The organism is Pantoea sp. PA1, assembly GCF_056856975.1.
The window spans coordinates 1,059,879-1,084,258 of the sequence record NZ_JBXGEE010000001.1 but is presented as its reverse complement, the minus strand read 5'-3'; the positions used below and the strand labels follow the sequence as shown (position 1 = coordinate 1,084,258).

19 protein-coding genes are annotated in these 24,380 nt (G+C 59.2%); 8 read left to right on the top strand and 11 right to left on the bottom strand.

The genetic code is table 11. The annotated features are described in order from the left end of the window. Positions 1-323 precede the first annotated feature (323 nt). Positions 324-3,131, top strand: a complete 2,808-nt coding sequence (locus AC1V0D_RS05330) for an autotransporter outer membrane beta-barrel domain-containing protein (RefSeq protein ID WP_482907075.1) — start codon at positions 324-326, stop codon at positions 3,129-3,131. Positions 3,132-3,204: 73 nt separating this feature from the next. Here the strand turns inward: AC1V0D_RS05330 and AC1V0D_RS05325 are convergent, their stop codons facing one another. The 3 genes from AC1V0D_RS05325 to AC1V0D_RS05315 all read right to left on the bottom strand — a co-directional run bounded on the left by AC1V0D_RS05325 (position 3,205) and on the right by AC1V0D_RS05315 (position 4,827). Continuing rightward, positions 3,205-3,762 (bottom strand): isochorismatase family protein, encoded by a 558-nt coding sequence (locus AC1V0D_RS05325; RefSeq protein WP_009090283.1) that lies wholly within the window; start codon positions 3,760-3,762, stop codon positions 3,205-3,207. 9 nt (positions 3,763-3,771) lie between these two features. Beyond that, positions 3,772-4,203 (bottom strand): MarR family winged helix-turn-helix transcriptional regulator, encoded by a 432-nt coding sequence (locus tag AC1V0D_RS05320; protein ID WP_009090285.1) that lies wholly within the window; start codon positions 4,201-4,203, stop codon positions 3,772-3,774. A 66-nt stretch (positions 4,204-4,269) separates the two neighbouring features. After that, on the bottom strand, positions 4,270-4,827 hold the full coding sequence (locus AC1V0D_RS05315) for a helix-turn-helix domain-containing protein (RefSeq protein WP_111208451.1): 558 nt from the start codon (positions 4,825-4,827) through the stop codon (positions 4,270-4,272). A 136-nt stretch (positions 4,828-4,963) separates the two neighbouring features. On the opposite strand from AC1V0D_RS05315, the gene AC1V0D_RS05310 reads away from it, so the two are divergent. The 4 genes from AC1V0D_RS05310 to AC1V0D_RS05295 all read left to right on the top strand — a co-directional run bounded on the left by AC1V0D_RS05310 (position 4,964) and on the right by AC1V0D_RS05295 (position 13,058). Next, positions 4,964-6,139 carry a benzoate/H(+) symporter BenE family transporter gene (locus AC1V0D_RS05310; RefSeq protein ID WP_140028511.1) on the top strand — a complete coding sequence of 392 codons (1,176 nt, stop codon included), beginning with the start codon at positions 4,964-4,966 and terminating at the stop codon, positions 6,137-6,139. A 171-nt stretch (positions 6,140-6,310) separates the two neighbouring features. After that, a complete protein-coding gene (locus tag AC1V0D_RS05305; protein WP_150029609.1) occupies positions 6,311-7,732 on the top strand; it encodes an SrfA family protein in 1,422 nt (473 codons plus the stop codon). Between the two features lie 2 nt (positions 7,733-7,734). After that, on the top strand, positions 7,735-10,698 hold the full coding sequence (locus AC1V0D_RS05300) for a virulence factor SrfB (protein ID WP_150041126.1): 2,964 nt from the start codon (positions 7,735-7,737) through the stop codon (positions 10,696-10,698). Beyond that, positions 10,695-13,058 carry a virulence factor SrfC family protein gene (locus AC1V0D_RS05295; RefSeq protein WP_482907074.1) on the top strand — a complete coding sequence of 788 codons (2,364 nt, stop codon included), beginning with the start codon at positions 10,695-10,697 and terminating at the stop codon, positions 13,056-13,058. The genes AC1V0D_RS05300 and AC1V0D_RS05295 overlap by 4 nt, the downstream gene beginning before the upstream one ends. 90 nt (positions 13,059-13,148) lie before the next feature. On the opposite strand, the gene AC1V0D_RS05290 is transcribed toward AC1V0D_RS05295, so the two are convergent. From AC1V0D_RS05290 to AC1V0D_RS05280, 3 genes are all read right to left on the bottom strand, one after another. Beyond that, on the bottom strand, positions 13,149-13,412 hold the full coding sequence (locus tag AC1V0D_RS05290; RefSeq protein ID WP_009090295.1) for a barstar family protein: 264 nt from the start codon (positions 13,410-13,412) through the stop codon (positions 13,149-13,151). Further along, on the bottom strand, positions 13,412-13,846 hold the full coding sequence (locus tag AC1V0D_RS05285; RefSeq protein WP_009090297.1) for a ribonuclease domain-containing protein: 435 nt from the start codon (positions 13,844-13,846) through the stop codon (positions 13,412-13,414). The genes AC1V0D_RS05290 and AC1V0D_RS05285 overlap by 1 nt, the downstream gene beginning before the upstream one ends. An 86-nt stretch (positions 13,847-13,932) precedes the next feature. Then, a complete protein-coding gene (locus tag AC1V0D_RS05280; RefSeq protein WP_009090299.1) occupies positions 13,933-14,274 on the bottom strand; it encodes a helix-turn-helix domain-containing protein in 342 nt (113 codons plus the stop codon). Positions 14,275-14,575: 301 nt separating this feature from the next. Here AC1V0D_RS05280 and AC1V0D_RS05275 point away from each other — a divergent pair, with 301 nt between their 5' ends. Both AC1V0D_RS05275 and oqxB read left to right on the top strand, forming a co-directional pair. Beyond that, complete coding sequence (locus tag AC1V0D_RS05275) at positions 14,576-15,730, top strand: efflux RND transporter periplasmic adaptor subunit (RefSeq protein WP_307743142.1); 1,155 nt, start codon at positions 14,576-14,578, stop codon at positions 15,728-15,730. A gap of 12 nt (positions 15,731-15,742) precedes the next feature. Continuing rightward, on the top strand, positions 15,743-18,895 hold the full coding sequence (gene oqxB, locus AC1V0D_RS05270; RefSeq protein ID WP_471803103.1) for a multidrug efflux RND transporter permease subunit OqxB: 3,153 nt from the start codon (positions 15,743-15,745) through the stop codon (positions 18,893-18,895). A 68-nt stretch (positions 18,896-18,963) separates the two neighbouring features. Here oqxB and AC1V0D_RS05265 read toward each other — a convergent pair whose 3' ends face one another. The 4 genes from AC1V0D_RS05265 to AC1V0D_RS05250 form a co-directional block, all read right to left on the bottom strand. After that, positions 18,964-19,320, bottom strand: a complete 357-nt coding sequence (locus AC1V0D_RS05265) for a type II toxin-antitoxin system HicB family antitoxin (protein WP_009090304.1) — start codon at positions 19,318-19,320, stop codon at positions 18,964-18,966. Next, positions 19,313-19,594, bottom strand: coding sequence for a type II toxin-antitoxin system HicA family toxin (locus tag AC1V0D_RS05260; protein WP_009090306.1), 282 nt, complete (start codon positions 19,592-19,594; stop codon positions 19,313-19,315). The genes AC1V0D_RS05265 and AC1V0D_RS05260 overlap by 8 nt, the downstream gene beginning before the upstream one ends. Positions 19,595-19,745: 151 nt before the next feature. Beyond that, positions 19,746-20,240, bottom strand: a complete 495-nt coding sequence (locus AC1V0D_RS05255; protein WP_046101782.1) for an RrF2 family transcriptional regulator — start codon at positions 20,238-20,240, stop codon at positions 19,746-19,748. Between the two features lie 207 nt (positions 20,241-20,447). Beyond that, positions 20,448-21,632 carry an MFS transporter gene (locus AC1V0D_RS05250; RefSeq protein WP_482907073.1) on the bottom strand — a complete coding sequence of 395 codons (1,185 nt, stop codon included), beginning with the start codon at positions 21,630-21,632 and terminating at the stop codon, positions 20,448-20,450. Between the two features lie 200 nt (positions 21,633-21,832). Here AC1V0D_RS05250 and tus point away from each other — a divergent pair, with 200 nt between their 5' ends. After that, a complete protein-coding gene (tus, locus tag AC1V0D_RS05245) occupies positions 21,833-22,762 on the top strand; it encodes a DNA replication terminus site-binding protein (protein WP_009090311.1) in 930 nt (309 codons plus the stop codon). 39 nt (positions 22,763-22,801) lie between these two features. Here the strand turns inward: tus and fumC are convergent, their stop codons facing one another. Then, positions 22,802-24,199: a class II fumarate hydratase gene (gene fumC, locus AC1V0D_RS05240; protein ID WP_009090312.1), complete on the bottom strand. Its 1,398-nt coding sequence runs from the start codon at positions 24,197-24,199 to the stop codon at positions 22,802-22,804. Between the last annotated feature and the right edge of the window lie 181 nt (positions 24,200-24,380).

Genomic DNA, 24,380 nt, shown 5'->3' with positions numbered 1-24,380 from the left:
AAGCCACTTATTACCGCCCAACCCTGTATTGCCAATTAATAATATCCGTTACCTTCTTAGTTAATTAATAACCCACACAAGCCCGCACTCATAAAAAAAGCCCCTTATTTACCCACCCCCGTAACCTTATTGCAACCAGAACCCTCTTTTGATAATAGAAACCGGGGCGCATTTGGGATAAATCAAAAATAGAATCCGCCTTCCCTGATAAATTATTATCAGCTCAAACGTATCTGCTTAGCCGCACATTGAATAATTAATTTTTCTGTGTGCGCGTTGATTTTTCGTGCCACACAGGGAATGTTTTGCTGATGAATAAGATAATGAGTCGTTTAACGCCGCTGGCGTTACTGACAGGATTTATGATGAGCGGTAACGTGGCGGGTGAGAATATCGGAAGCCAGACAGGGGCGAATATAACCCTGAATGATGGCGACATTCTGACCGGAGACGCCACCTATTCAGGTGGCCTATATGGCGTCGTCAATCCCTACAATCAGACCGGAATTGTTAATCTGGGTCGTCGCGCTTTTATAAACGTTACTGATGCCGATAATTATGCACGCGGCGTAGTCATCTGGGGGAATGAGAGCCAGCTGTTTGCGGAAGGACTTACTCTCAATATCAGTGGAAATAGTGCCCTGGGCATTAATATTACGGGTCAGGATATTACTGCCGATCTGGGGACGGGAACCACTGTCAATGTGACCGGAACCGCTACCGCTTCCGGTATCCTGATTCGGGGAGCGTCATCGCTGAAAGCGGAAGCCCTTACGGTGAATCTGACAGGAGACGGTGGTTTTGGCCTCAGCGTCAGCAATGCGGGCACCCGCGTGGACCTGGGGAGTGGCAGCACCCTATCGACTCAGGGCAGAGGAAGCCACGCTATCAGGGTCCATGCCCTGAATGGGAGAGAGTCATCCCGCCGCACATCACTGACCGCAAATCAACTGACGCTCAACACGACAGGCGATTCTGCTTATGGCCTCAATCTGCAGGCCGATTCGCTCGCGAATCTGGGATCCGGAAGCACCATCACGACAACTGGCGCGAACGCCTTTGGTATCTGGAACTTTGGTGAACTTGCCGCTGATAATCTGACCATTAATACGACAGGAAGCGGCTCTGTTGGTCTTGAGGTGCGTCAGAATGGCGTTGCTGATATTGGTCCCGGCAGCCATGTGACGTCTGAACAGGCTGGCAGCATCGTCGCCAGCGGCACGTCAGCAATCATTAACTACAAAGGAACAGCAGAACAGCGAAACAGCCTTCATTCAGGCGGTGCTTATGCCGCTTCTGCCCAGACGCCTGGCTCCTCTGTTACGCTTGATGAGACCGATATTACCAGCGCCGACATGGCGCTGTGGGCGCTAAACGAGGGTCATATCTCGGCGAATAATGTTTCCATCAGTAGTTCAGTGACTCCCAGAGCGGCGCTTTATGCAATGACAGGCGGCGAGATCAATCTGACCGGTAATGTCGATATCGCTATGGCTTCGGCAGATCAGTTCGCCATAGCCACGCAATATAACGAAGGTTATGCACAGGGCGTGGTTAATATCGACGGCAAACTGAATATGACAGGATCCGTTTATTCCCGCGGCGGCTTCGTTGATTTAGCGCTGCAGCCCGGCTCGGTCTGGCAAGGCGCAGCCATCAGCGACGGTGTGAATAAGGGGTATCTGAATACGACACTGGATAAAAGTGACTGGTATGTCAGCGCAAATTCAAATGTAGACCGGTTAAACATGAATAAGGGGCAGATTGATTTTACCCGGCCAATCTCTGCATCCGACTATTCCACCTTAACCGTTGCCGATCTGTCAGGTAGCGGTAATTTCAATATGCGTGTTGATCCGGTGGGTGAAGGTGATGGCGTTAATAACCGTGGCGATAAGCTGGTTGTCACAAACAGCAGCCAGGGTGACTTCACATTGTCATTTGTTAATCAGGGCAGTCTGGCGACAACAGGCCATGAGTTATTAACCGTGGCAGAAACCCCTGACGGAATAGCAAATTTTACCACAGCATCGGATATTGAACTGGGCGGCTATCTCTACTCAGTGCGTAAAACCGGCACGAACTGGGAACTCTACTCTTCCAGCGCCGCATCAGCACCGGAACCAGAACCCGCTCCGGATCCGGCACCAGATCCAGCCCCTGCTCCGCAGCCTGCGCCAGAACCTGAACCTGAACCTGAACCGGCACCGACGCCCCCAATTACGACCACGGCAGATGCAGGCGGTAATTTCCTGCATATCAGTTACCTGATGAACTATGTCGAAACGCAAACCCTGTTTCAGCGCCTGGGCGACATCCGTCAGGACCATGCGAAAGGGAATGTCTGGCTGCGGGGCTTCGGCGGTAAACTGAACACCTTCTCAGGCGGCAGACTGAGTAAGTTTGAAATGGGCTACAGCGGCTATCAGTTTGGCGCAGATAAGCACCTGGCCGACGATATAAACGTGTCAGGCGGCCTGTTTATGGGGACCACCCACGCCTCACCTCACTACCGCGGGGGCGAGGGTACGGCCAAATCAGAACATGTGGGGGGCTATCTGACCTGGGTCGCCGACAACGGTTTTTACATCGACCAGGTCGTTAAGATCAACCGCATCCGCAATCAGTTCATGGTGAAAGATAGCCAGCAGAATCTGGTTTCCGGTCAGGCCAAATCAACCGGATTCACATTTTCCGTTGAGGCGGGCAGGCGTTTTCACTTCTCTCCTGATGATCAGGGCTTTTATCTCGAACCTCAGGCTCAGATTACCGCAGGCCGGCAGAAAGGGTCGCAGACCCGGGCCAGCAACGGTCTGGTTATCGCGTTTAAAGATTATGATTCTGTTAACGGTCGGGCAGGCGCGCTGGCAGGATACAGTCAGAAAAGTGGAGCAACGAATTACACTGTCTATTTCAAAACCGGCGTGGAACGCGAGTTTTCAGCCAGCATGCAATATGCTCTGAACGGTTCAACGGAGAAAGCGGATTTCAGCGGAAATGCCTTGCGCAACGGACTGGGAGTCAGTGCCGATATAGACACCGCACATCATCTTTATCTGGAAGCCGATTTAACGACCGGTCAGCGCTTTGATCAACGCCAGCTCAATGCCGGTTACCGTTTTAGCTTTTAACTGAAGAATTAACGTTCAGCCATCCCTGTCCTGCCCTCCGTGGCAGGACTTTTTTGCCTGATACTCAGTCAGATCAGGCCTGCGGCAGCAGCGCAACAATCTCCTCACTGCTGCCGGTTTCACCCAGGCGCGGGAAGATCAGATTGATGCTGTTGTTGTGCGTATCAATGTTGAGATCGGTCATCGCATCGGTCGCCAGCGTGACGTTGTAACCTGACTCATAGGCCTGTCGCGCCGTGGACTCCACGCCGATACTGGTCGCGATCCCGCAGATCACCACCTGGGTGATGCCGCGCTGCTGCAATTCCTCGTGCAGCGCCGTGGCCTGAAACGCGCCCCAGCTCTTTTTGGTGATGGTGATGTCATTCTGCTGCGGCGTCATTGCCGGAACCAGCGTCGCCCAGTCGGCAGGCAGTTCACCGCTGTGACGGGCCTGCTCAGTGCGGCCTGGCGCACCACCGGCCACGTTAACCAGCACAACCGGCAGATTATGCTGGCGGAATGCCGCCGCCAGCGCGGCACAGCGTTCGATCACCGGCTGCGGCTCATGAACCAGTGGCAGCGCCACAATGCCATGCTGCAGGTCGATAACAATCAGCGCCGTTTTTGCATCAAGTGTGGTTACAGCCATATTAAATCCTTAAAGTGAATGGTCAGCGAGTCGCTGCAGTAAAGGGAGAACATCGGTCAGTTGCTGCTGTTCAGCCGGCGTCAGCCGGGCCTCCAGCGTCCGTACCAGCCAGTCGTCACGCATCGCGCGGCTGGAAGCAATCACCGCCAGGCTGGCCGCGGTCGGCAGGTAACGGGTCTTGCGGCCATCGTGCGGGTCGGGTTCCCCTGTCACCAGATCCGCCGCCAGTAACCCCGCAACGGTGCTGCCCATCGACTGGCTGCGCACGCCTTCCGCCGCGGCCAGCTGCGTCACCGTCATCGCCCCGTCCCGCACCAGATGGCCCAGTACCGCCACCTGTGACCAGGTTAACTCACCGGGTGGGGCCGATTCGCGCAGGCGGCGACTCAGCTTACCCACCAGCATGCGCAGCAGGGCTGCCGATTCAGTCAGATCGCTCATTGCCGGTCTCCATAGCCAGGCGAAAGTATAGAGATACGAAGGTAAACTGTGTAGTTTGCTCAGGTATCAATTTGTAACGTCCGGCCGCTGCAGATAGTGGATCAGACTGTGAAAACGCAGTGGCGTCGCCAGCGGATTACGGTAGCTGTGTGTCACATCCGCCCTGAACTGGAACGCCTCTCCCGCCACCAGTCGTCGCCAGATATCACCGACGCCCAGCAGCAGCTCGCCTTCAATCACCACCACCTGCTCGACACAGCCCGCTTCATGGGGTGACGACTGGCTCTGCGCGCCCGCTGCCAGCTCAACCGCCAGCAGATCAAAACGCAGCTGCGGATCGTAAGGCAGCAGCGGATGAACCGTCATCTCGGCGTTGGCCTGGCTGAACCCGGCGACCGCGCCAGAGGGAAGCACCCGTCCATCGATAAAAAAGGAAAAGGGAACGCTGAAACCGGTGGCGATCTTCCACAGCGTGGCCACGGTCGGACTCGATTCGCCGCGCTCAATCTGCCCCAGCATCGCTTTACTGACGCCGGTTCGCTCCGCCGTGAGCGTCAGGCTCCAGCCGTTGGCCTGGCGCAACTGTCTGAGCGCGGCGCTCAGGTGTTGCTGAAAATCTGCCATTTTTTCTCCTGCATTTTTCGTCAATGAGCTGACGTTATGCTGCCAGTGTAGCACTTGTGCGTTATAGCGTATCATGCAATCATGTGCGCTATAACGCACAACACAGATTCACCTTCGCTGAGGGTGAGAGAGAGCGATGATGAAAAGAGTGGGACATCCCCGTTTTACCCTGCCGATGGTGGTTTCCGGCTTTGTCGCCGTGCTGGTGGGCTACAGCAGCAGCGGCGCCATTATTTATCAGATGTTTCAGGCGGCGGGCGCCACACCGGCGCAGATCGGCGGCTGGCTCTCCGTACTCGGCATCGCGATGGGGATCGCCTCGCTGGGATTGTCGCTGCGCTACCGCATGCCGGTGCTGGCCGCCTGGTCAACACCCGGCGCGGCGCTGCTGGCCACCAGTTTTCATGGCATTTCGCTGAACGAGGCAGTGGGCGTCTTTGTGTTCTCCAATCTTCTCATCGTCCTGTGCGGGGTCACCGGACTGTTTGCCCGACTGATGAATCACATTCCCGCCTCGCTGGCGGCGGCGATGCTGGCCGGGATTCTGCTGCGCTTCGGGCTGCAGACCTTTGCCGATTTGCAGACCAACTTTGTGCTCTGCGGCAGCATGTGTCTCGCCTGGCTGCTGGCCCGCCGCTGGCTGGCCCGCTATGCCATTCTGGTCACCCTGCTGATCGGTATCGCCGTCGCGCTGGCGCAACACGCCATTCACTTTCCGCCGCAGCCCTTAAGCGTAATGCTGCCCGAACCGGTGATGCCGCACTTTACCCTGACCACCCTGCTGGGGATCGGTGTGCCCTATTTCCTGGTTACGATGGCGTCGCAGAACGCCCCCGGTATCGCGACCTTACAGGCGCACGGTTATCGTGCACCGGTGTCTGCCCTGATGAGCTGGACTGGCCTGACGGCGCTGCTGTTATCACCGTTTGGCGGTTTTTCCGTCTGTGTGGCGGCCATTACCGCGGCGATCTGCATGAGTGATGAGGTCGACCCCGATCCGCAGCAACGCTGGCGCGCGGCGGTGCTGGCCGGGATTTTCTATCTGCTGGCGGGTGCGTCCGGGGCGTTGATCGCCGTGCTGTTCAGCGCCCTGCCAGGAGTGCTGATTGAAGCGCTGGCGGGACTGGCTCTGCTTGCCACGCTGGGCGGCAGCCTGCAGCGCGCGCTCGAACAGCCTGCTGAACGCGACAGCGCGCTGATCACTTTTCTGATCACCGCTTCCGGAGTCTCGCTTTTGGGTATTGGTCCGGCCTTCTGGGGCCTGGTGGGCGGCATTGTCGCCCATCTGCTGCTGGTGCGCAGACGCGCCTGAATCTGCTGATCTCACTGAACTGGCGGTTGTTTTTCCGCCAGCCAGTGAAAAAAACGCTGGATTTAGCCCCTTTTCTGCCGTTTGATTTGTCATTGCCCCGCGTAAAATCAACGTAATCGTCGATAACACGCGATTTTCTGCCTCAGACAACGACCGATAAGGGCCCAACAGGTGGCAAAAACTTTTCTGCGCAGCGGTAATTTAGATGCAGTTCTGGCATTAGGTGAAAATGGCCAGCCGGTCTACGCCTCAGCACTGCAAATTCGTGAAACCCTGCGCCTGCGCCGTCAAAGCGCACTGGCAGATTGCCTGGCCATTCCCCAGGCCAACGACCGGGGCGACCGCCTCGACTGGTATGCCCCTTTCAGCGGCCGGGTGAAATCCTGGCTGGGTGCCAGCGATCATGAGCGTCGCGCGGCGCTGCAGCACCTTACCGCCTGCCAGCAGGATATGCAGGATCTCAGTACGCGCGCGCGCGCGGCAGAGAACCCGTCGATGCGCCTGTTTGGCGCGCTGCTGAGCAAAACCCTGCAATTTCCCGACCAGCAGTATGTTTATCTGGTCGATGGTAAACCGGTGATCACGTTCTGGGGCTTTGTCGATGCCCAGGCGCGCAGCCGCGATGACGCACTGGCCTGCCTGCGTGACACCCTGGAAGAGAATCTGCCGGTGGCGCTGGTTGAACCGCCACCGGCTGTGTTGCCTGCCGCGCCTGTCGTGGCAGAGCCGGAGACCCTCGCGCCGCCACCGGTTCCGGAACCTGAGATCCTGCCTGAACCGGAACCCCAGCCTGCTGCGCCCGTCGACACTCAGCCCGTTGCGCCTCTCCCGGCGCGTCGGCGTTTCCGCGTCTGGTATCTGCTCCCACCGGTCGCGATTGCCGCCGCCGTCATGGTGGCCGTGCTGCTGCATCGTCAACCCTCTGAGTCCACCCCGGTGGCAACGGCGAAGCCAGCGGCGACCCCGGCGACGGTGCCGGCTCCCGCCACGCCGGCAGTCACGGCGAGCCAGCCTCCGGTAGCTGCTGCACCGACCGAGGCCTCCAGCGCGCCCGCGGTGACGACGCCGGCCACCCTCACCCCGCCAGCGGTGACGGCCACGGCTGAAGCGCGCCCCGACACACAGCCGCAGACAGCGGCCAGCACCACAGAGACGCCGCCTGCCGCCGCGTCTGCTACCCTTGCCAGTGAGGCGACCCCGACGGTACCGGCGAAGCCAGACGATCTGATTGTGACGCCGGATGCGGTGCGTGACGGGCAGGTGCAGGTGATCGATGGCCGCTGGCGGGTCACCATCAACCAGATGCCGACGCCAACCGGTAAGCCACCCGTGATGCGTTTCCAGTTTAAGAATGGTAAAGGCAGCGTGCAGGTCACTCAGGGTAATACCAGCTGTAAAGCCGATGTCAGCGCCGCCATGACCAGCGCCGGTAATCTGGTGATTGAGAGCCGTTACACCGCGAAGTGTCAGAACAATTCGCGCTACCGTATGCCGCTGCTTGTCTGCCACGCCAGCATTGGCGCCGCGCAGTGCGAAGCGCAGTTTGCTGAAGACCGGGTCTTCCCGATGACGATTAAGCGTGAGAGTAAATAACGATGCTGGCTCCCCTGATCGATGACAAACAAAAAATTTCGCTGATTGAAAACAGCGGCGTGCAGTTCCTGGATTTTGGCCTGCAACTCTCAGATACCCCGGCGCGCCGTCAGTTTGTGCGCCAGACGGCCAACGGCCCGCTGCTGCGCCTGAACGTCGATGGCAACAGCGGAAAATTCCTGCTCTATCCGGAAGATGGCGGCGCTGCCGAAGTGGTGCGCCCGGAATCCGATATCGCGCTGGCGGACTCCCTGACGCTGCTGTCAGCCTGCTGGCTGCCGCTGCCCATGCTGCGCTGCGCCAGCGGACGTCGTTTTATCGGTGGCCCTGAAAACTGGGCGCGGATGCGTCTGGTTGCCCTGCCCGCACCGGACGCGGCGGGCAATACCCATCGCGTTACCCTTGCCTTTGATACCCGCTGCGTGGCGGAAGAGGATGGCGGCGAGCAACTGGGCCTTACCCCGGCGGATGCGCAGAATGGGGTCACCTTTGCCCTCGCCTGGCACAACTACGAGCTGGGCGACTTTCTCGATCTGACCTGGGTCGATGGCTGGCTGCGCGAATCCTTTACCGACCGCGTCAGCGACCGCCGCGAGCAGGCGATCAAACAGGCGCTGCGTGAATTTGAGTATCAGGCGCACTACCTGAATCTGCTGGAGCTGCTGGGCCAGCAGCTCGACCTCAGCGAGATCCACATTCAGGCCGCCACACTGCAGACCCCGGCGGTTAACGTCGATATCATCCTTGATGTGGGCAACTCCCACACCTGCGGCATCCTGGTGGAAGATCACCCGGAAGAGAGCAACGGCCTGAAGCAGACCTATGAATTGCAGCTGCGCGACCTCTCTCAGCCGCATCAGGTCTACAACGAGCTGTTTGACAGCCGTCTGGAATTTGCCGAAACCCGCTTTGGTAAAGCGAACTTTTCGCTCGAGAGCGGGCGCGAACAGGCGTTTATGTGGCCGTCGCTGACGCGTGTCGGTCGTGAGGCGAGCCGTCTGGCCCTGCAGCGTGCGGGACTGGAAGGCAGCACCGGCCTCTCCAGCCCGCGCCGTTATCTGTGGGATGAGGCACGCTATCAGCCGGGCTGGCGCTTTAATACGCCAGGCGAGCAGGCGGAACCGCTGGCTTATGGTGCCCCCTTTACCACGCTGCTGAACGATGAAGGCCAGCCGCTGTCGACGCTGGCGCCGGACGATCGTCTGCCGGTCTTTTCACCGCACTACAGCCGCAGTTCGCTGATGACCTTTATGCTCTGTGAGCTACTGGCTCAGGCGCTGATGCAGATGAACAGCGCGGCTCAGCGTCAGCGTATGCCACAGAGTCACGCGCCGCGTCAGCTGCGCCATGTGATCCTGACGCTGCCGTCCGCGATGCCCAAGCCGGAGCGTGAAATCTTCCGTCGCCGGATGCAGGAGGCGCTGGCGCTGGTCTGGAAAGCCGAAGGCTGGCTCGCAGATGAGGATGACCTGGCGCCGGCCGTCTCCCGTCAGAACCCGAAACCGCTGCCGGATGTGCAGATGGAGTGGGATGAAGCCACCTGTGGGCAGATGGTCTGGCTGTTCAATGAGACGCAGGTCAACTTTGCCGGTCGCGCTGAAGACTTTTTCAGCAGCATGGCGCGTCCGGATCGGCCGCGCGATGAGGGCGAACTGCCAGGTAAAAGCCTGCGCATCGCCTCGATTGACATCGGCGGCGGCACCACCGACCTGGCGATTACCCAGTATCGTCTGGATGATGGTCAGGGCAACAACGTTAAAATCACGCCGCGCCTGCTGTTTCGTGAAGGCTTTAAGGTGGCGGGCGATGACATCCTGCTGGATGTGATTCAGCTGTGGATCTTACCGGCGCTGCAGCAGCACCTGCAGAAAGCGGGCCTGACGCTGGCGGAACCGCTGATGAACAAGCTGTTTGGTCACGACAGCCGCATGGACGGTCAGGCCACGCTGCGTCAGCAGGTTACACTGCAGCTGTTTATTCCGCTGGCGCAGGCGGTGCTGGAGCGCTATGAGAACTGGGATCCGCTGGAGAGCCACGCGGAAATCAACGCCCTGTTCGGCGAACTGGTTGAGCAGACGCCTGGCGAGGCGGTGCTCGCCTTTGTCAACGGCGAGATCCAGCGCGAGCTGGGCGGCAACAGCCGCTTTGATCTGCTGCAGGTGCCGCTGGTCGTGAGCCTCGCGCAGCTGCACGGCGAGTTTATGCAGCACCGGATGGCCATCATCCCGGCGCTGCGCTCCATGTGTGAGGTGGTCTCGCTCTACCAGTGCGATGTGCTGCTGCTGACCGGGCGTCCGTCACGCTTCCCTGGCATTCAGGCGCTGGTGCGCCATCTGCAGCCGCTGCCGGGCAGCCGCATTCTGTCACTGGAAGGCTATCACACCAGCGACTGGTATCCGTTTAACAAGCATGGCCGCATCGACAACCCGAAATCGACCGCCGCCGTCGGCGCGATGCTCTGCCTGCTGGCGCTGGATCTGCGCCTCAGCAGCTTCTGGTTCCGCGCGGGTGATTTTGAACCTTACTCGACCATCCGCTATCTGGGCATGCTGGATGAAAACCAGGCCCTGACGGATGAGAATCTCTGCTACAGCGACATTGACCTCGACGATCCCGGCTTTGCGCTGGACCGGAAACGCAGTTTCCGTATCCGGGGTAACGTCTGTCTGGGCTTCCGCCAGCTCGATAACGATCGCTGGCCCGCCTCACCGCTTTACAGCCTGACGCTGAACGACCCGACGCTGGCGCGTAAAGTGGCGGGCGAAAGCGTGCTGCGCATCCGCCTGGCAGTCAAAGCCGGCCCCGGTGCGTCCGGTCCGGAAAACCTGGTACTGAGCGATGCGCAGCTGGATGATGGCACCCGAGTGCCGCTGGAGCAGTTGAGTCTGAAGCTGAATACCCTGTCGGCGACCGGCAACGCCAATGCGCAATACTGGATTGACAGCGGGAGCGTGTGTAAACGATGAAAGCCCTGAAACCCCGCCAGCCTCAGACGCTGGCAAAACGTCTGGGCCTGTTACAGGACGCCCTGAACAACAGTCTGGAATGGATTGAGAACAGCCGTGAGCAGTCGCCGCGTCTGGCGCTGGAGGCGGAAACGCTGACGCTGCAACTGCGTCAGGCTCGCGTGCAGACCCAGGCGCTGGCTCAGCAGGTCGCCCGTCCGGTGACGCTGGCCCTGTTTGGTCAGTCGCAGGCCGGCAAAGCCTGGCTGCTTAACGAGATGGTGGCCGATGCACAGGGCCAGCTGGTGACCCGCATGGGCGACAAACAGCTCTACTGGTTCCAGCATGTCAATCCCGGCAACCTGGATTTTGCCACCGCCACCCGCTTCAGCCATCAGCGCGAGCCGCTCTCGACTGAGTGGCCGGTTGAACTGACCCTGCTGAATGACGCGGAAGTTATCCGTCTGATGCTCGCCTGTTCTGCTGCGGGCACACCCGACGTGGCGCAGATCGACAGCGGGCTGCAGCGTCTGCAGCGCCATCGCCTCGCCTCGCCGCTGGCCGGTCTGGACAGTGATGCGCTGGTCACGCTCTGGTCATGGTGCCGTCGCCGTCCGCACTACGATGCGCGCCTGGATCGGCACTTCTGGCCACAGGCGGTTGAACTGGCGCCCTGGCTGAGCGTCGACGATCGGGTGCAGCTGTTCTCCCTGCTCTGGCCCGCTGAACCGGCGCTGAGCGAGATGCTGCGCACGCTGCTGCATCTGCGCCATCAGCTGCGTAACAGCAGCCGGGTGCTCGCCCCCTTGAGCCTGCTGGTCGATAACGCCCTGCTGCCTGCCGGGCAGCTGATTGTGCCAGCCAGCGAACAGGATCAGCAGCAGCCGGTGGAAGTCTGCCCGCTGAACGGCAACCGCATCGGCAAGGCCCAGCGCGTCCCGCTGGGCCTGCTGGCCCTGCTGACGCTGGAAGTGCTGGTGCCGCTGAGCTCCACTCCGCGCACCGCGCTCTATGATGATGCTGATATGCTGGAGCTGCCTGCGCCCGGTCACTCCAGCGATGTGGCGACCCAGGAAGATCGTCAGCGCCTGCAGCAGCAGGACCCGCTGCGCGCACAGCTGCTGGAACAGAAACGCGCCCTGCTGCCGGGCTTTTATGCCGCGCGACAGGCGATCGATCTGCTGCTGGTCTGCACGGCGGCCAGCCAGCGTCAGGATGCGGATCGGGTGAGCGAAACGCTGCGCGAATGGCAGCGCCAGCAGCCTGCTCAGGAGGCCGCAGAGAAACCGCGCCTCATCTGGGCCATCACCCCCTTCGACGCCCGTCATCAGCAGATTAATGTGGATGAGGCGGTGCAGCGGCAGATGGGACAGCCCGGTCAGCACTGGGGTTCCATGCTGGCCCTGGATCGCGCGGGCGTCGATCGCATGGCGAGCTGGCTGCAGGATGAGATGCAGCCTGACGCCCGCCGCGACATGCTGCTGGCCCAGCTCGCGCAGATTCAGCACACCGTCGTAGAGCGGCGTTTACTGCCGTGGACCGAAGCGGGTGCCAGCCCGGAACAGGCGGCACGCAAGCAGAACATCGCCGACACGCTGCTGAAATGTTTACAGCATCGTACCGGTCTGCATGGCGAGCTGCTGGAGCGTCTGCAGCCGCCGCGTGAAGCCCTGCGTCAGCTGTGGCTCAATCAGGCGACCCTGCCGGGCAGCAAACCGGCCCATCAGGCGCCGGAGAATCAGTTCGGCATCGGGTTTGAATTTGACCTGTTCAGTGACGCACCCGCTGACGTACCGGCTCAACCGCGTCAGAGCCTGCACAGCAGCCAGCAGTTTCCGCGCCAGGTGCTGCTGCTGTGGCTGGATCACCTGCGTCAGCTGCCGGAAAACCGCAGCCTGCTGGCGTTACTTAACGTGGATAAGGCGACGATGGAGTGGCTGGTAGAAGAGCTGATCACCGCCGGGTTCCGCACCGATATTGCGCAAAAACTGCAGCAGGCGCTGCACGAACCTGACACGCAAAGCGTGACGCACGAATCCCGCGCCGACCGGCAGGTGACGCGGGCGATGACGGTGCTGGGCGATTTTGTGGCCTGGCTCGGCTTTTTACAGCGCCCGGAATCAGAACGTCCCGCCAGCCGCGTCAACCGCGGCCAGGTGATTTTCTCGCGCCCGCCCGCTCCCAGCGTCAGCTTCGGTGCCGGTCAGCGGCTGACCCGACTCTCAGCGGCACCGGCGAATCACACCGCCTATTACATCTACGACTGGCTGGTGGGACTGAATCAGGTGATCGTTGAGAACAACGGCTATACCGGCGGTGGCGATCTGCCGCTGGCGGCCCGCGAGGCGCTGATTGCGCTGCTGAAGCCACTGCGCACGTAATCGATAACCGGGTGCAGTTCGCCTCTGTGCGGCTGCCCCCCGCTTCCCGGCCGAACTGAGTCTGAGACGGCAATAAAAAACGTTGCCGGCTTACTCCACGATCAGGTGCAGTTCGCCTTCCAGCGATTGTGCCGCCTCTTCCAGCAGCGCCAGCACCGGCGCTAAATCAGCCTGATGCGCCGCGTAATGCTGCAACCGCAGTGTGGCAGGCAGCGCCATGCCGCCCGTCAGCCAGTCCCACAACGCATCCAGGTTATGACCAAAGGTCGGCGGGCAGCCGCTCTGCCCGGCAAACTCGCGATAAAAAGCCGCGCGCGTGGTGAGCTCGCGCAGATCAAAGTTCAGTTCAAGCATCAGGGCACCTGTCTGAAGCTGCGGTAGTGATCGGTGGAGAGAAACACCAGCCCGTCAGAGGAGTAGACCAGACGATCGGCGTCGCGATGTCCGCAGCGGTAATTCACATCCGCTTCATACCACTGGCGACCCGCACGCGGGGGCAGCCGCTTTTCGCGGTTAGCAAAACGGTCACCGCCGATGGCTCTGCCAGGCAGAACCTCACACAGGTTACCTTTGGCCGGATTCCAGCCGCGTTGCCGCGCTTCGTTTTTGGTCAGGTAGTAGTCCGGTAACTGCTGATGCTGCAGCACCCAGCGCGCCACGGTGTGGGCATCGGTCAGGGTGGCGATATCGGCCTGAGCCGGCGCAGAAACGGTGTTGAGATAAGGTTTAAGGCCGTAAAAGCAGGCCGCGAGGACAAAGAAAAGTCCAATCCAGAGTTTTTTTGACATGATGGCATCCGTGACGACAGGATGCAGATGATACCAGTTTTGCGCCCGGAGGAAAGCGCGGGCCAGACAGGCTGGCCCTGGCGAAGTTATGCAGCGTGCGAATCACCGCTGTGACGACGCCATGCACCCGGTGCCACACCATACTGGCGTTTAAAGCTGCGGTTGAAAGACTGCTGAGAGTCAAAGCCCAGGGAAATCGCGACGTTCAGAATCGGTTCATCGGTGCTGGTCAGCCGATCGGCAGACTTTTTCAGCTTCTTCACCCGGATGTACTCACCCAGTGGATAGCCGGTGTGCTCTTTGAACATGCGCTGCAGGTGCCACTTGGAGTAGCCCGCGCGCTCTGAAACGGTATCCAGATCCAGACGTGCTTCGATGTTGTTATCAATCCAGTCGATTAAATCGTGGATAAAGGCGTCACTCATCATTCCAGTCTCTCCTGTCGCTGTAGCGAAAAGTATTAGTATCAGTTGCAGTTACACTTAAGGGTGGCTGACTATGCCATTTAATGCAAGTTTTATTGGTACATTAAATGCCGCACTTTTTTCAGGGTTTTTCCCGGATTGCTCAGGCTTTCATCGCCCCGCACTAAACCGCACATAAAGTGTATCTGTTATTCTTGCAGTTGCCCGCGACGCAAGCCTACACTCCCTGCGATTAATTGCAATCTTAAAAGTTGCAAATATTGGCCTGCAGGTCGTCTTTTCTATTTATCGCGGAATAACAACAATGATTACGAACCGGGTTCGTCAGGGGTTGACCCTGTCAGGGATGGTCATGTTTATCAGCCTGCTTAGCGGCTGTGATAAGGGTGTGGCGCAGAGCGCCCCGCCGCCACCGCCTGAAGTAAGCGCCGCGCCGGTGCTCATCAAGCCGGTGAGCCAGTGGGACAACTTTAATGGTCGCGTTGAAGCGGTGCAGAGCGTGCAGCTGCGTCCGCGCGTCTCTGGCTACATCGAGTCAGTGAACTATCGCGAAGGGGATGAGGTTAAAAAAGGTCAGGTGCTCTTCACCATCGACGACCGGAGTTACCGTGCGGCGCTGGAACAGGCCCGGGCGGAGCTGGCCCGGGCGCGCAGCCAGGCGAGTCTGGCGCGCAGCGAATCGGGTCGCAGCGAGAAGCTGATTGGCACCCAGGCGATTTCGCGTGAGGTGTGGGAACAGCGTCGCGCTGCCGCCAGTCAGGCGCAGGCGGATGTACTGGCCGCCGAAGCCGCCGTCGATATGGCGCAGCTGAACCTGGACTTTACCCGCGTCACCGCGCCGATTGACGGTCGCGCCAGCCGCGCCATGATCACCCCCGGCAATCTGGTGACCGCCGGTGACAGCGCCAGTGTGTTGACCACGCTGGTGTCGCAGCAGCAGATGTATGTCTATTTCGACGTCGATGAAAACACCTTCCTGCACTATCAGGCGATGGCGCGTCAGGGCCAGCAGCGTCATGCGCTGCCGGTTGAGATCGCGCTGGTCGGCGATCAGGGTTTCCCGCATCAGGGCAAGGTCGATTTCCTGGATAACCAGCTGACCGCCAGCACCGGCACCATTCGTATGCGCGCCCTGCTCGACAATCAGGCGCGTCAGTTTACGCCCGGTCTGTTTGCCCGCGTGCGTCTGCCAGGCAGCGCGCAGTTCGAGGCCATGCTGATCGATGATAAGGCGGTGCTGACCGACCAGGATCGCAAATATGTCTACGTGGTGGATGGGGAAGGAAAAGCTCAGCGGCGCGATATTCAGCCCGGCGCGATGGTGGAAGGTCTGCGCATCGTCAAATCGGGTCTGCAATCGGGCGACCGGGTGATCGTCGCCGGACTGCAGAAAGTGTTTATGCCCGGCATGCCGGTCACTGCTCAGCAGGTCGCCATGCGTGCGGCAGCCGCTCACTAATTCGAGGCCGCTATGGACTTTTCCCGCTTTTTTATCGACCGGCCTATTTTTGCGGCGGTGCTGTCAATCCTGATCTTCGTGACCGGGGTGATTGCTATCCCGCTGCTGCCGATCAGCGAATATCCCGACGTGGTGCCACCCAGCGTGCAGGTGCGCGCCGAGTATCCCGGCGCTAACCCGAAAGTGATTGCAGATTCCGTGGCGACGCCGCTGGAAGAGGCGATCAACGGCGTCGAAAACATGATGTACATGAAATCTGTGGCCGGTTCTGACGGCGTGCTGGTGACGACCGTCACCTTCCGTCCCGGCACCGATCCCGATCAGGCGCAGGTTCAGGTGCAGAACCGCGTTGCGCAGGCTGAAGCGCGTCTGCCGGAAGATGTGCGGCGTCTGGGTGTCACCACCCAGAAGATGTCGCCGACCCTGACGCTGGTCGTCCACATGTTCTCACCCAACAATACCTACGATTCACTCTACCTGCGTAACTACGCCACCCTGAAGGTGAAAGATGAGCTGGCGCGTCTGCCGGGCGTCGGTCAGATCCAGATTTTTGGCGCGGGCGAATATGCGATGCGCGTCTGGCTGGACCCGAACAAGGTGGCGGCGCGTGGCTTAACCGCCTCAGACGTAGTGACCGCGATGCAGGAGCAGAACGTGCAGGTTTCTGCCGGTCAGCTCGGCGCCGAGCCGCTGAAAAAACAGAGCGATTTTCTGCTGTCGATCAACACGCAGGGACGGCTGGAGAGCGAACAGCAGTTTGGCGACATTATCCTGAAAACCTCAGAAGATGGTTCGCTGGTGCGCCTGCGTGATGTGGCGCGTATTGAGATGGGGTCCGGCAGTTACGCCCTGCGCTCACAGCTGAACAACAAAGATGCGGTCGGTATCGGTATCTTCCAGGCTCCGGGTGCCAACGCCATCGATCTCTCCAATGCGGTGCGCGCCAAAATGGATGAGCTGGCAACCCGTTTCCCCAATGATGTGAAATGGGCGGCTCCTTACGATCCGACGGTGTTTGTTCGTGACTCGATCAAAGCGGTGGTGCAGACCCTGCTGGAAGCGGTGATCCTGGTGGTGCTGGTCGTCATTCTGTTCCTGCAGACCTGGCGCGCCTCCATCATTCCCCTGCTGGCGGTGCCGGTGTCGGTGGTCGGAACATTCAGCGTGCTCTATCTGCTCGGCTTCTCGCTCAATACCCTGAGCCTGTTCGGGCTGGTGCTGGCGATCGGGATCGTGGTGGATGACGCCATTGTGGTGGTGGAGAACGTTGAGCGTAACATCGAGATGGGCCTGTCGCCGCGCGCGGCAGCCCATCAGGCGATGCGTGAGGTCTCCGGCCCGATTATCGCCATTGCGCTGGTGCTCTGTGCCGTATTTGTGCCGATGGCGTTCCTCTCCGGCGTGACCGGGCAGTTCTATAAGCAGTTCGCTACCACCATCGCGATCTCCACGGTCATCTCCGCCATTAACTCCCTGACGCTCTCTCCGGCGCTGGCGGCGATGCTGCTGAAAGATCACCACGCGCCGAAAGACCGGCTGACGCGGATGATTGATGCGCTGTTTGGCTGGCTGTTCCGGCCCTTCAACCGCTTCTTCCAGCGCAGCGCACATGGCTATGAATCACTGGTTGGCCGGACGCTGCGTCGGCGTGGCGCGGTGTTCGCGGTTTACCTGCTGCTGCTGGCCGGTGCCGGATTTATGTTCCACACCGTGCCGGGCGGCTTTATTCCGACTCAGGATAAGCTCTACCTGATTGGTGGCGTGAAGATGCCGGAAGGCTCCTCGCTGGCGCGCACCGATGAAGTGATCCGTAAGATGAGCGAAATCGGGATGCAGACCGAAGGCGTCGCCTATGCGGTGGCGTTCCCCGGCCTGAATGCCCTGCAGTTCACCAATACGCCTAACAGCGGCACGGTGTTCTTTGGCCTGAAACCGTTCAGCGAGCGTAAGCACACCGCGCCGGAGATCAACGCGGAAATCAATGCGAAGATTGCCCAAATCCAGCAGGGCTTTGGCTTCTCGATTATGCCACCGCCGATTCTGGGGCTGGGTCAGGGCTCAGGCTATTCGCTCTATGTGCAGGACCGCGCGGGTCTGGGTTACGGTGCGTTGCAGACGGCGATTAATACGCTGTCGGGCAGCATCATGCAGACGCCGGGGATGCACTTCCCTATCTCCTCCTATCAGGCCAATGTGCCACAGCTGGATGTGCAGGTGGATCGGGATAAAGCCAAAGCGCAGGGGGTGTCACTGACGGCGCTGTTCAGCACGCTGCAGACCTATCTCGGCTCCTCCTACGTGAATGACTTTAACCGCTTTGGTCGCACCTGGCGGGTGATGGCGCAGGCCGACGGCGAATTCCGCGACAGCGTCGAGGATATCGCTAACCTGCGCACCCGCAACGACCGCGGAGAGATGGTGCCGATTGGCAGCATGGTCAACATCACCACCACCTACGGCCCCGATCCGGTGATCCGCTACAACGGCTACCCGGCGGCCGATCTGATTGGCGATGCCGATCCGCGCGTGCTCTCTTCAGCGCAGGCGATGCGTCAGCTGGAAACGATGTCCGGTCAGCTATTACCTAACGGCATGAACATCGAGTGGACCGACCTGAGTTATCAGCAGTCAACGCAGGGCAATACCGCACTGATTGTCTTCCCGATGGCGGTACTGCTGGCCTTCCTGGTGCTGGCCGCGCTGTATGAGAGCTGGACGCTGCCGCTGGCGGTGATTCTGATTGTGCCGATGACCCTGCTCTCTGCCCTGTTTGGCGTCTGGCTGACCGGTGGAGATAACAACGTGTTTGTTCAGGTCGGACTGGTGGTGCTGATGGGGCTGGCCTGTAAGAACGCGATACTGATTGTCGAGTTTGCGCGCGAGCTGGAGATTCAGGGCAAAGGCATTGTAGAGGCGGCGCTGGAAGCCTGTCGTCTGCGTCTGCGTCCGATTGTGATGACCTCCATCGCCTTCATCGCCGGTACGGTGCCGCTGATTCTGGGTGAAGGCGCGGGCGCAGAGGTGCGCGGCGTGACCGGTATTACCGTCTTCTCCGGGATGCTCGGCGTGACGCTCTTCGGCCTGTTCCTGACGCCGGTGTTCTACGTCGCCCTGCGTAAGCTGGTGACGCGCCGGTCAGGTGATGCCGAAACCGTGACGGCATAAACCCTCAACGTAAAAAGGGGCGATCGGATGATCGCCCCTTTTTTTGTCTGAGACTGGCATCATGCCGGTTAACGCTGCTTTAATTTTTCGTTGAGCGCTTCAATGATAAAGGCATTCAGCGAGGTTTCATTCTGGGCCGCAGCCTGCGACAGCCGTACGCCGAGCGATTCAGGGTAGCGCAGCGTGAAGGTCTTAATTTTTTCCTGCTCCGCATAGGGATTGATGCCGGAGGCAGCGCAATCTTCCAGGTATTCGCGCAGCGATATCTCACCCTCTTTGTGCAGACCCTGCACACTGTCTGAGACAAAATCACAGTAGCCTGACAGACCAGTAAAGCGTCCACGGAACATATTGATTTCAGGGACATAGGTGATGACGGCAGGTTGCCCGGCGACAGTGATTGATGAATTTGAACGATTATTCATAGGGATCGACTCCGATACTTTCCAGCCATTCGCGCAGATTCACAACTGCGCCTTTATCCGTGTCTGGCGAGGGGTGTGGGCGATGAAAACGCGCTATTTTTCCGTTAAGCAGAAAGCGAACCCGTGAACCACTACCCTCTTTAATCTCGCCATCCAGCGCCCTGATGAGTGACTCAACTGCCTGCCATTTTAAGCCGGACGGCGGTGGCGTTTGAAAAATCTGCTCCAGTGTTTCACGCTGTTTCTTCCGTAATTTCCTGACGGCGGCGTTCATCCTGATCTCCGCGACTTCATACCATGAAGTCATTCTATTACGATGAATTAAGAGGTCAAGATGGTATTAACGGAGAAAAATGTCTGAGTGACAGATCTGATGAAAAATAGTTTAGAAATGTCTATTAAACAGCCATAAAAAAAGCCGCTCATCAGCGGCTCTTTTTGCAGAGATCGTCAATCTCTTCGGGTTCAGGTTCCGGCACGGCGGTGCAGTTGCTGGTATCGCGCTTTTTCAGCTCATTCAGCGCATCGGCGACGGTGCGTTTTGCCAGCACATCCAGTGACGCCTGCTCGGCTTCATCGGCTATCGATTTAAAGTACCAGCAGAGGTTAGCACTGACCAGACAGCGCGGAGCGACGTCGGGACGCGCAGCCCAGATTTTTTTATCCTCAATGACGGAGACATAGATATCCTTGAGGGTAATCTCCGCAGCCGGACGGCCCAGATGAATCGAGCCGGTACGGCCCAGCGTGGAGACGATAATGCCATCACGGGTCAGCGGGACCATCAATTTTCGTATGAAACTGGGATTCGCTTCCAGCCCGTAGGCCAGAATCGCGCTGGTAGAGCGTTTTCCCATTTGCTCCGCCATCGCTACGCTCAGAACCATTTGCAAAGCTGTCGGGAAGCGGTAATCAAGCATTTATTTATCCTGAGTTGCGGTGCATCTTCTTGTTTTATTGCCGCATAAATGAACAATCAATGAGCAATAAATATAACAAACACTGTTGCTTTTTTGAAGCAAACCGGCAGTCACAAGGCACGTATTCACCAAAGGCAGAGGCCCGATAGCACAAGCTGCTTAGCCTGTTCACTGCCCTGTTCCGGCGGAATCTGGAGCCGGACGCCTTCACGCAGAACGGGGCGATGCCGCCGGTAATTGCTGCTTCAGCGCTATTACCAGTACCACGTTAAAGATTGCCAGGCCGCAAAGCAACCACAGCGTCGCCGTTGCGCCCATGCTTTCAAAGACATATCCGCCAATCAGCGGCGTCAGTGCCTGCCCCATCAATGCCGGGCGCGCCATCTTACCCATCACGATGGCGTAAGACTCTGGTTTGACCATCGCCAGCGGTAAAGTTCCACGCACGATGGCACGTAGGCCATTTCCTGCGCCATAAAGCACCATACTCAGCAGCGCCATCTGCGGCATTAATGCCAGCAACAGCAGGCCCAGCGCCACCAGCCCGACAGAAAAAAAGGCGGTACGGATAGGATGGCTGCGTTTAAAAGCGACATCGACAATACGGGAGCCCACCTGACACGGGCCGATCACGGCGCTGATCGCCAGCGCCGAAGCCAGCGTGTGGCCACTCGCCTGCAACAGCGTAATAAGCTGCACGGAAACGGCGGTCATGATCACCGAAGCCAGGGTAAAAATGGCGCAGAGCAGCCAGAACAACGCTGGCGCGATCTCTGCCGTGGCCGGCTGCGCCGGACGCTTTTTTAATGACCGGGTGAGATGACCGGCAGGCAAGGCAAACAGATAAGCAGGCAGCACGCACGCCACCATCAGCGCAGCAATGATCAGCGAGGCCTCCCGCCAGCCAAAACCGTGGATAAGCAGAGCCGTTCCTGGCCAGGCCAGCGTGGTGCAGAAACCGGAAATCAGCGTGATCCCGGTGATGGCAGCCCGAGCCTGACCGCCATAGCAGGTGCCCAGCGTGGCAAACAGTGCATCATACAGGCCCATCGCCATACCCACGCCGATAATGACCCAGGCAAACAGAAACAGTGGCAACGCGTGGCTGAGCGCCATGATGACCAGCCCCACCGCCATCACCAGCCCACTGAGTGCCAGCAGGAGACGGCCACCGGTACGGGCTATTATTCTGCCTGCCAGCGGTGACAGCAGGCCCGACACCAGAATCCCGAGCGACAGCGCACCGTAAATCCACTGCTGGGACCAGCCCGTTTCAGCCGCGATGGGGTTCGCCATTACCGCCATCAGGTAGAACGATCCTCCCCAGGAAAGGATCTGCACACAGCCCAGGGTAAAAATGGCCGCGATGCCCGGTTTAATGTTCTGATTCACATCGACTCTCTTCGTTAGCAGGCAAACCGTTTTATATCATGTTCCGCAGGCAGCCTGCATGCATCACGCACTTCTGACCTGATGACCGGCAGCCCGCACGTTTTTGTATAGCAGCTTTAAAGTATGTTGTAACTATAAGGCACTTGCAACTGCCGCAGGCTTCTGCCACATTGTGGACGTTGTAACTATGGAGGCTCATTATGACGCGCTACGACTTAGTGGCTGATATGCATCAATGTGTTAACGACCTGGAGCAGGCGCTGGGAGAATTGCGGGAGCAGATTGAAGCGCAGCCGCTGCTGATCGCCCGCGTTTTCAGCCTTCCGCCGGTGGTGAAAGGTCGCGAGCATGACGCGATAACCCGCATTGCCGTTGAGCAGCATCTGGGCGACAGCGCGCGGAAGATGGCGCTCGACCACTACTGCCGCCTCTTTATGCAGCATCAGTCAGAGCAACTGAGTACCAAGGCCGCCGTGCGTCTGCCCGGTGCCCTCTGCATTGAATGCGATGCAGAACGGGAAGCGGAGATCGGCGCGCTGGTCGATCTCATCAACCAGCTCAAAGCCCGGCTGGAGCAGCTGATTACGGTGGAGTCCGGCCTGCCGAGTGAAGCGCGATTCGAGTTCGTTCACCAGCATCTGCGCGGGCTGATTACCCTGAATGCCTATCGCACCATCACCCTGCTCAGCGCCCCGGACAGTCTGCGGTTTGGCTGGGCCAACAAACACATCATCAAAAATCTTAAGCGCGAAGAGGTCATTGCCCAGCTGGAAAAAAGCCTGAAGGCGGGACGCGCCCAGGCCCCGTGGTCGCGCGAACAGTGGGCGGAGAAAGTGCAGGAGGAGCTGGCCAGCGTGCGCGCCCTGCCCGCTTCAGCCCGCCTGAAGATCAAGCGTCCGGTGAAAGTCCAGCCGGTGGCGCGCGTCTGGCGCGCAGAGGAGAAAAAGCAGACTCAGCTGGCCTGCCCGTCACCGATTCTGGTGATCTGCCGCGATCGTAGTCAGGTTCCGGTACTGGGCGAGTTGCTCAACTATGACGCCGATAACATTACCTATCGTCATAAACCGGCCGCTGAGCCGCTCAATCTGCTGATCCCCCGGCTGCACCTCTGGGTTGACTGCCCGGTTTAACAGAGAGGCCGGAACGAACCGGCCTCATCGCGCATCACGTTACGACTTCATGCTGCCAACCATCTCTTCCGGCCGCACCCAGGCGTCAAACTCCTCTTCGGTAAGATAGCCGAGCTTCAGCGCTGAGCCTTTCAGGGTCAGCCCCTCTTTATGCGCCTTTTTGGCAATTTCGGCCGCTTTGTCATACCCGATATGGGTATTGAGCGCGGTCACCAGCATCAGGGACTCGTTGAGCAGCTGATCGATCCGCTCGCGCACCGGTTCAATGCCGATCGCACAGTGATGGTTGAAGCTGTCCATGCCATCCGCCAGCAGGCGAATCGACTGCAGGAAGTTATGGATAACCATCGGACGGAAAACGTTCAGCTCGAAGTTACCGGATGCGCCGCCCATGTTGATCGCGACGTCATTGCCCATCACCTGACAGCAGAGCATGGTCATCGCTTCACACTGCGTCGGGTTCACTTTGCCCGGCATGATTGAGCTGCCAGGTTCATTTTCCGGAATAGCGATTTCCCCGATGCCGCAGCGCGGGCCGGACGAGAGCCAGCGAACGTCGTTGGCGATTTTCATCAGGGACGCGGCCAGACCTTTCAGCGCGCCGTGCGCATGCACCAGCGCATCACAGGTGGCCAGTGCCTCAAACTTGTTAGGGGCCGTAACAAACGGCTGCTGCGTCAGTTCGGCCAGCGCCTTCGCCACGCGCACCGCATATTCCGGGTGCGTGTTGAGGCCGGTGCCGACGGCGGTTCCGCCCAGAGCAAGTTCTGCCACGTGCGGAATGCTCTGCTCGATATGCTTCAGGTTGTGCTCCAGCATCGCTACCCAGCCCGAGATCTCCTGCCCCAGGGTCAGCGGCGTGGCATCCTGCAGATGGGTACGGCCAATCTTAACGATATCTTTGAAGGCGTCGGACTTCTGGCTCAGGGTAGCTTTCAGCACGTGGATCTGCGGGATCAGTTGTTCACGCAGGGCGATCACGGCGGCAACGTGCATGGCGGTCGGGAAAACGTCGTTGGAGCTCTGGCTCTTGTTCACATCATCATTGGGATGGACCAGGCGCGACATCCCCCGCTCCCCGCCGAGGATCTCACTGGCGCGGTTCGCCAGCACTTCATTCATGTTCATATTGGTCTGGGTGCCGGACCCGGTCTGCCAGATTGCCAGCGGGAACTCATCACCATGTTTGTCAGCCAGTACCTCATCTGCCGCGCTGACAATCGCGTCTGCGCGGTCAGCAGGCAGCAGCCCCAGATCCCGGTTAACGCTCGCCGCGGCGCGCTTGGTCAGCGCCAGAGCATGAACCAGTGCCGTCGGCATCTTTTCTGTTGAAATGCGAAAGTGTTCCAGCGAGCGCTGCGTCTGCGCGCCCCACAGTTTGTCTGCCGGTACGTCGATGGGACCCATTGAATCTTTCTCAATGCGGTTGGCTGCCATGAATACGTCTCCTTAGCTTTGGTTTTAAAAATGACCGCCCGGCCGCGCTTCGCGTCTGGCACCAGGGCGTTCAGGATAGTAATACACAATAATTTAACATTATCAGAGCTTAGCGTCCTTTTGCGCTGGATATGTATTTTCACTGCCAGTTTCTGCTTTAATACCGGCAATTATTCTCCGT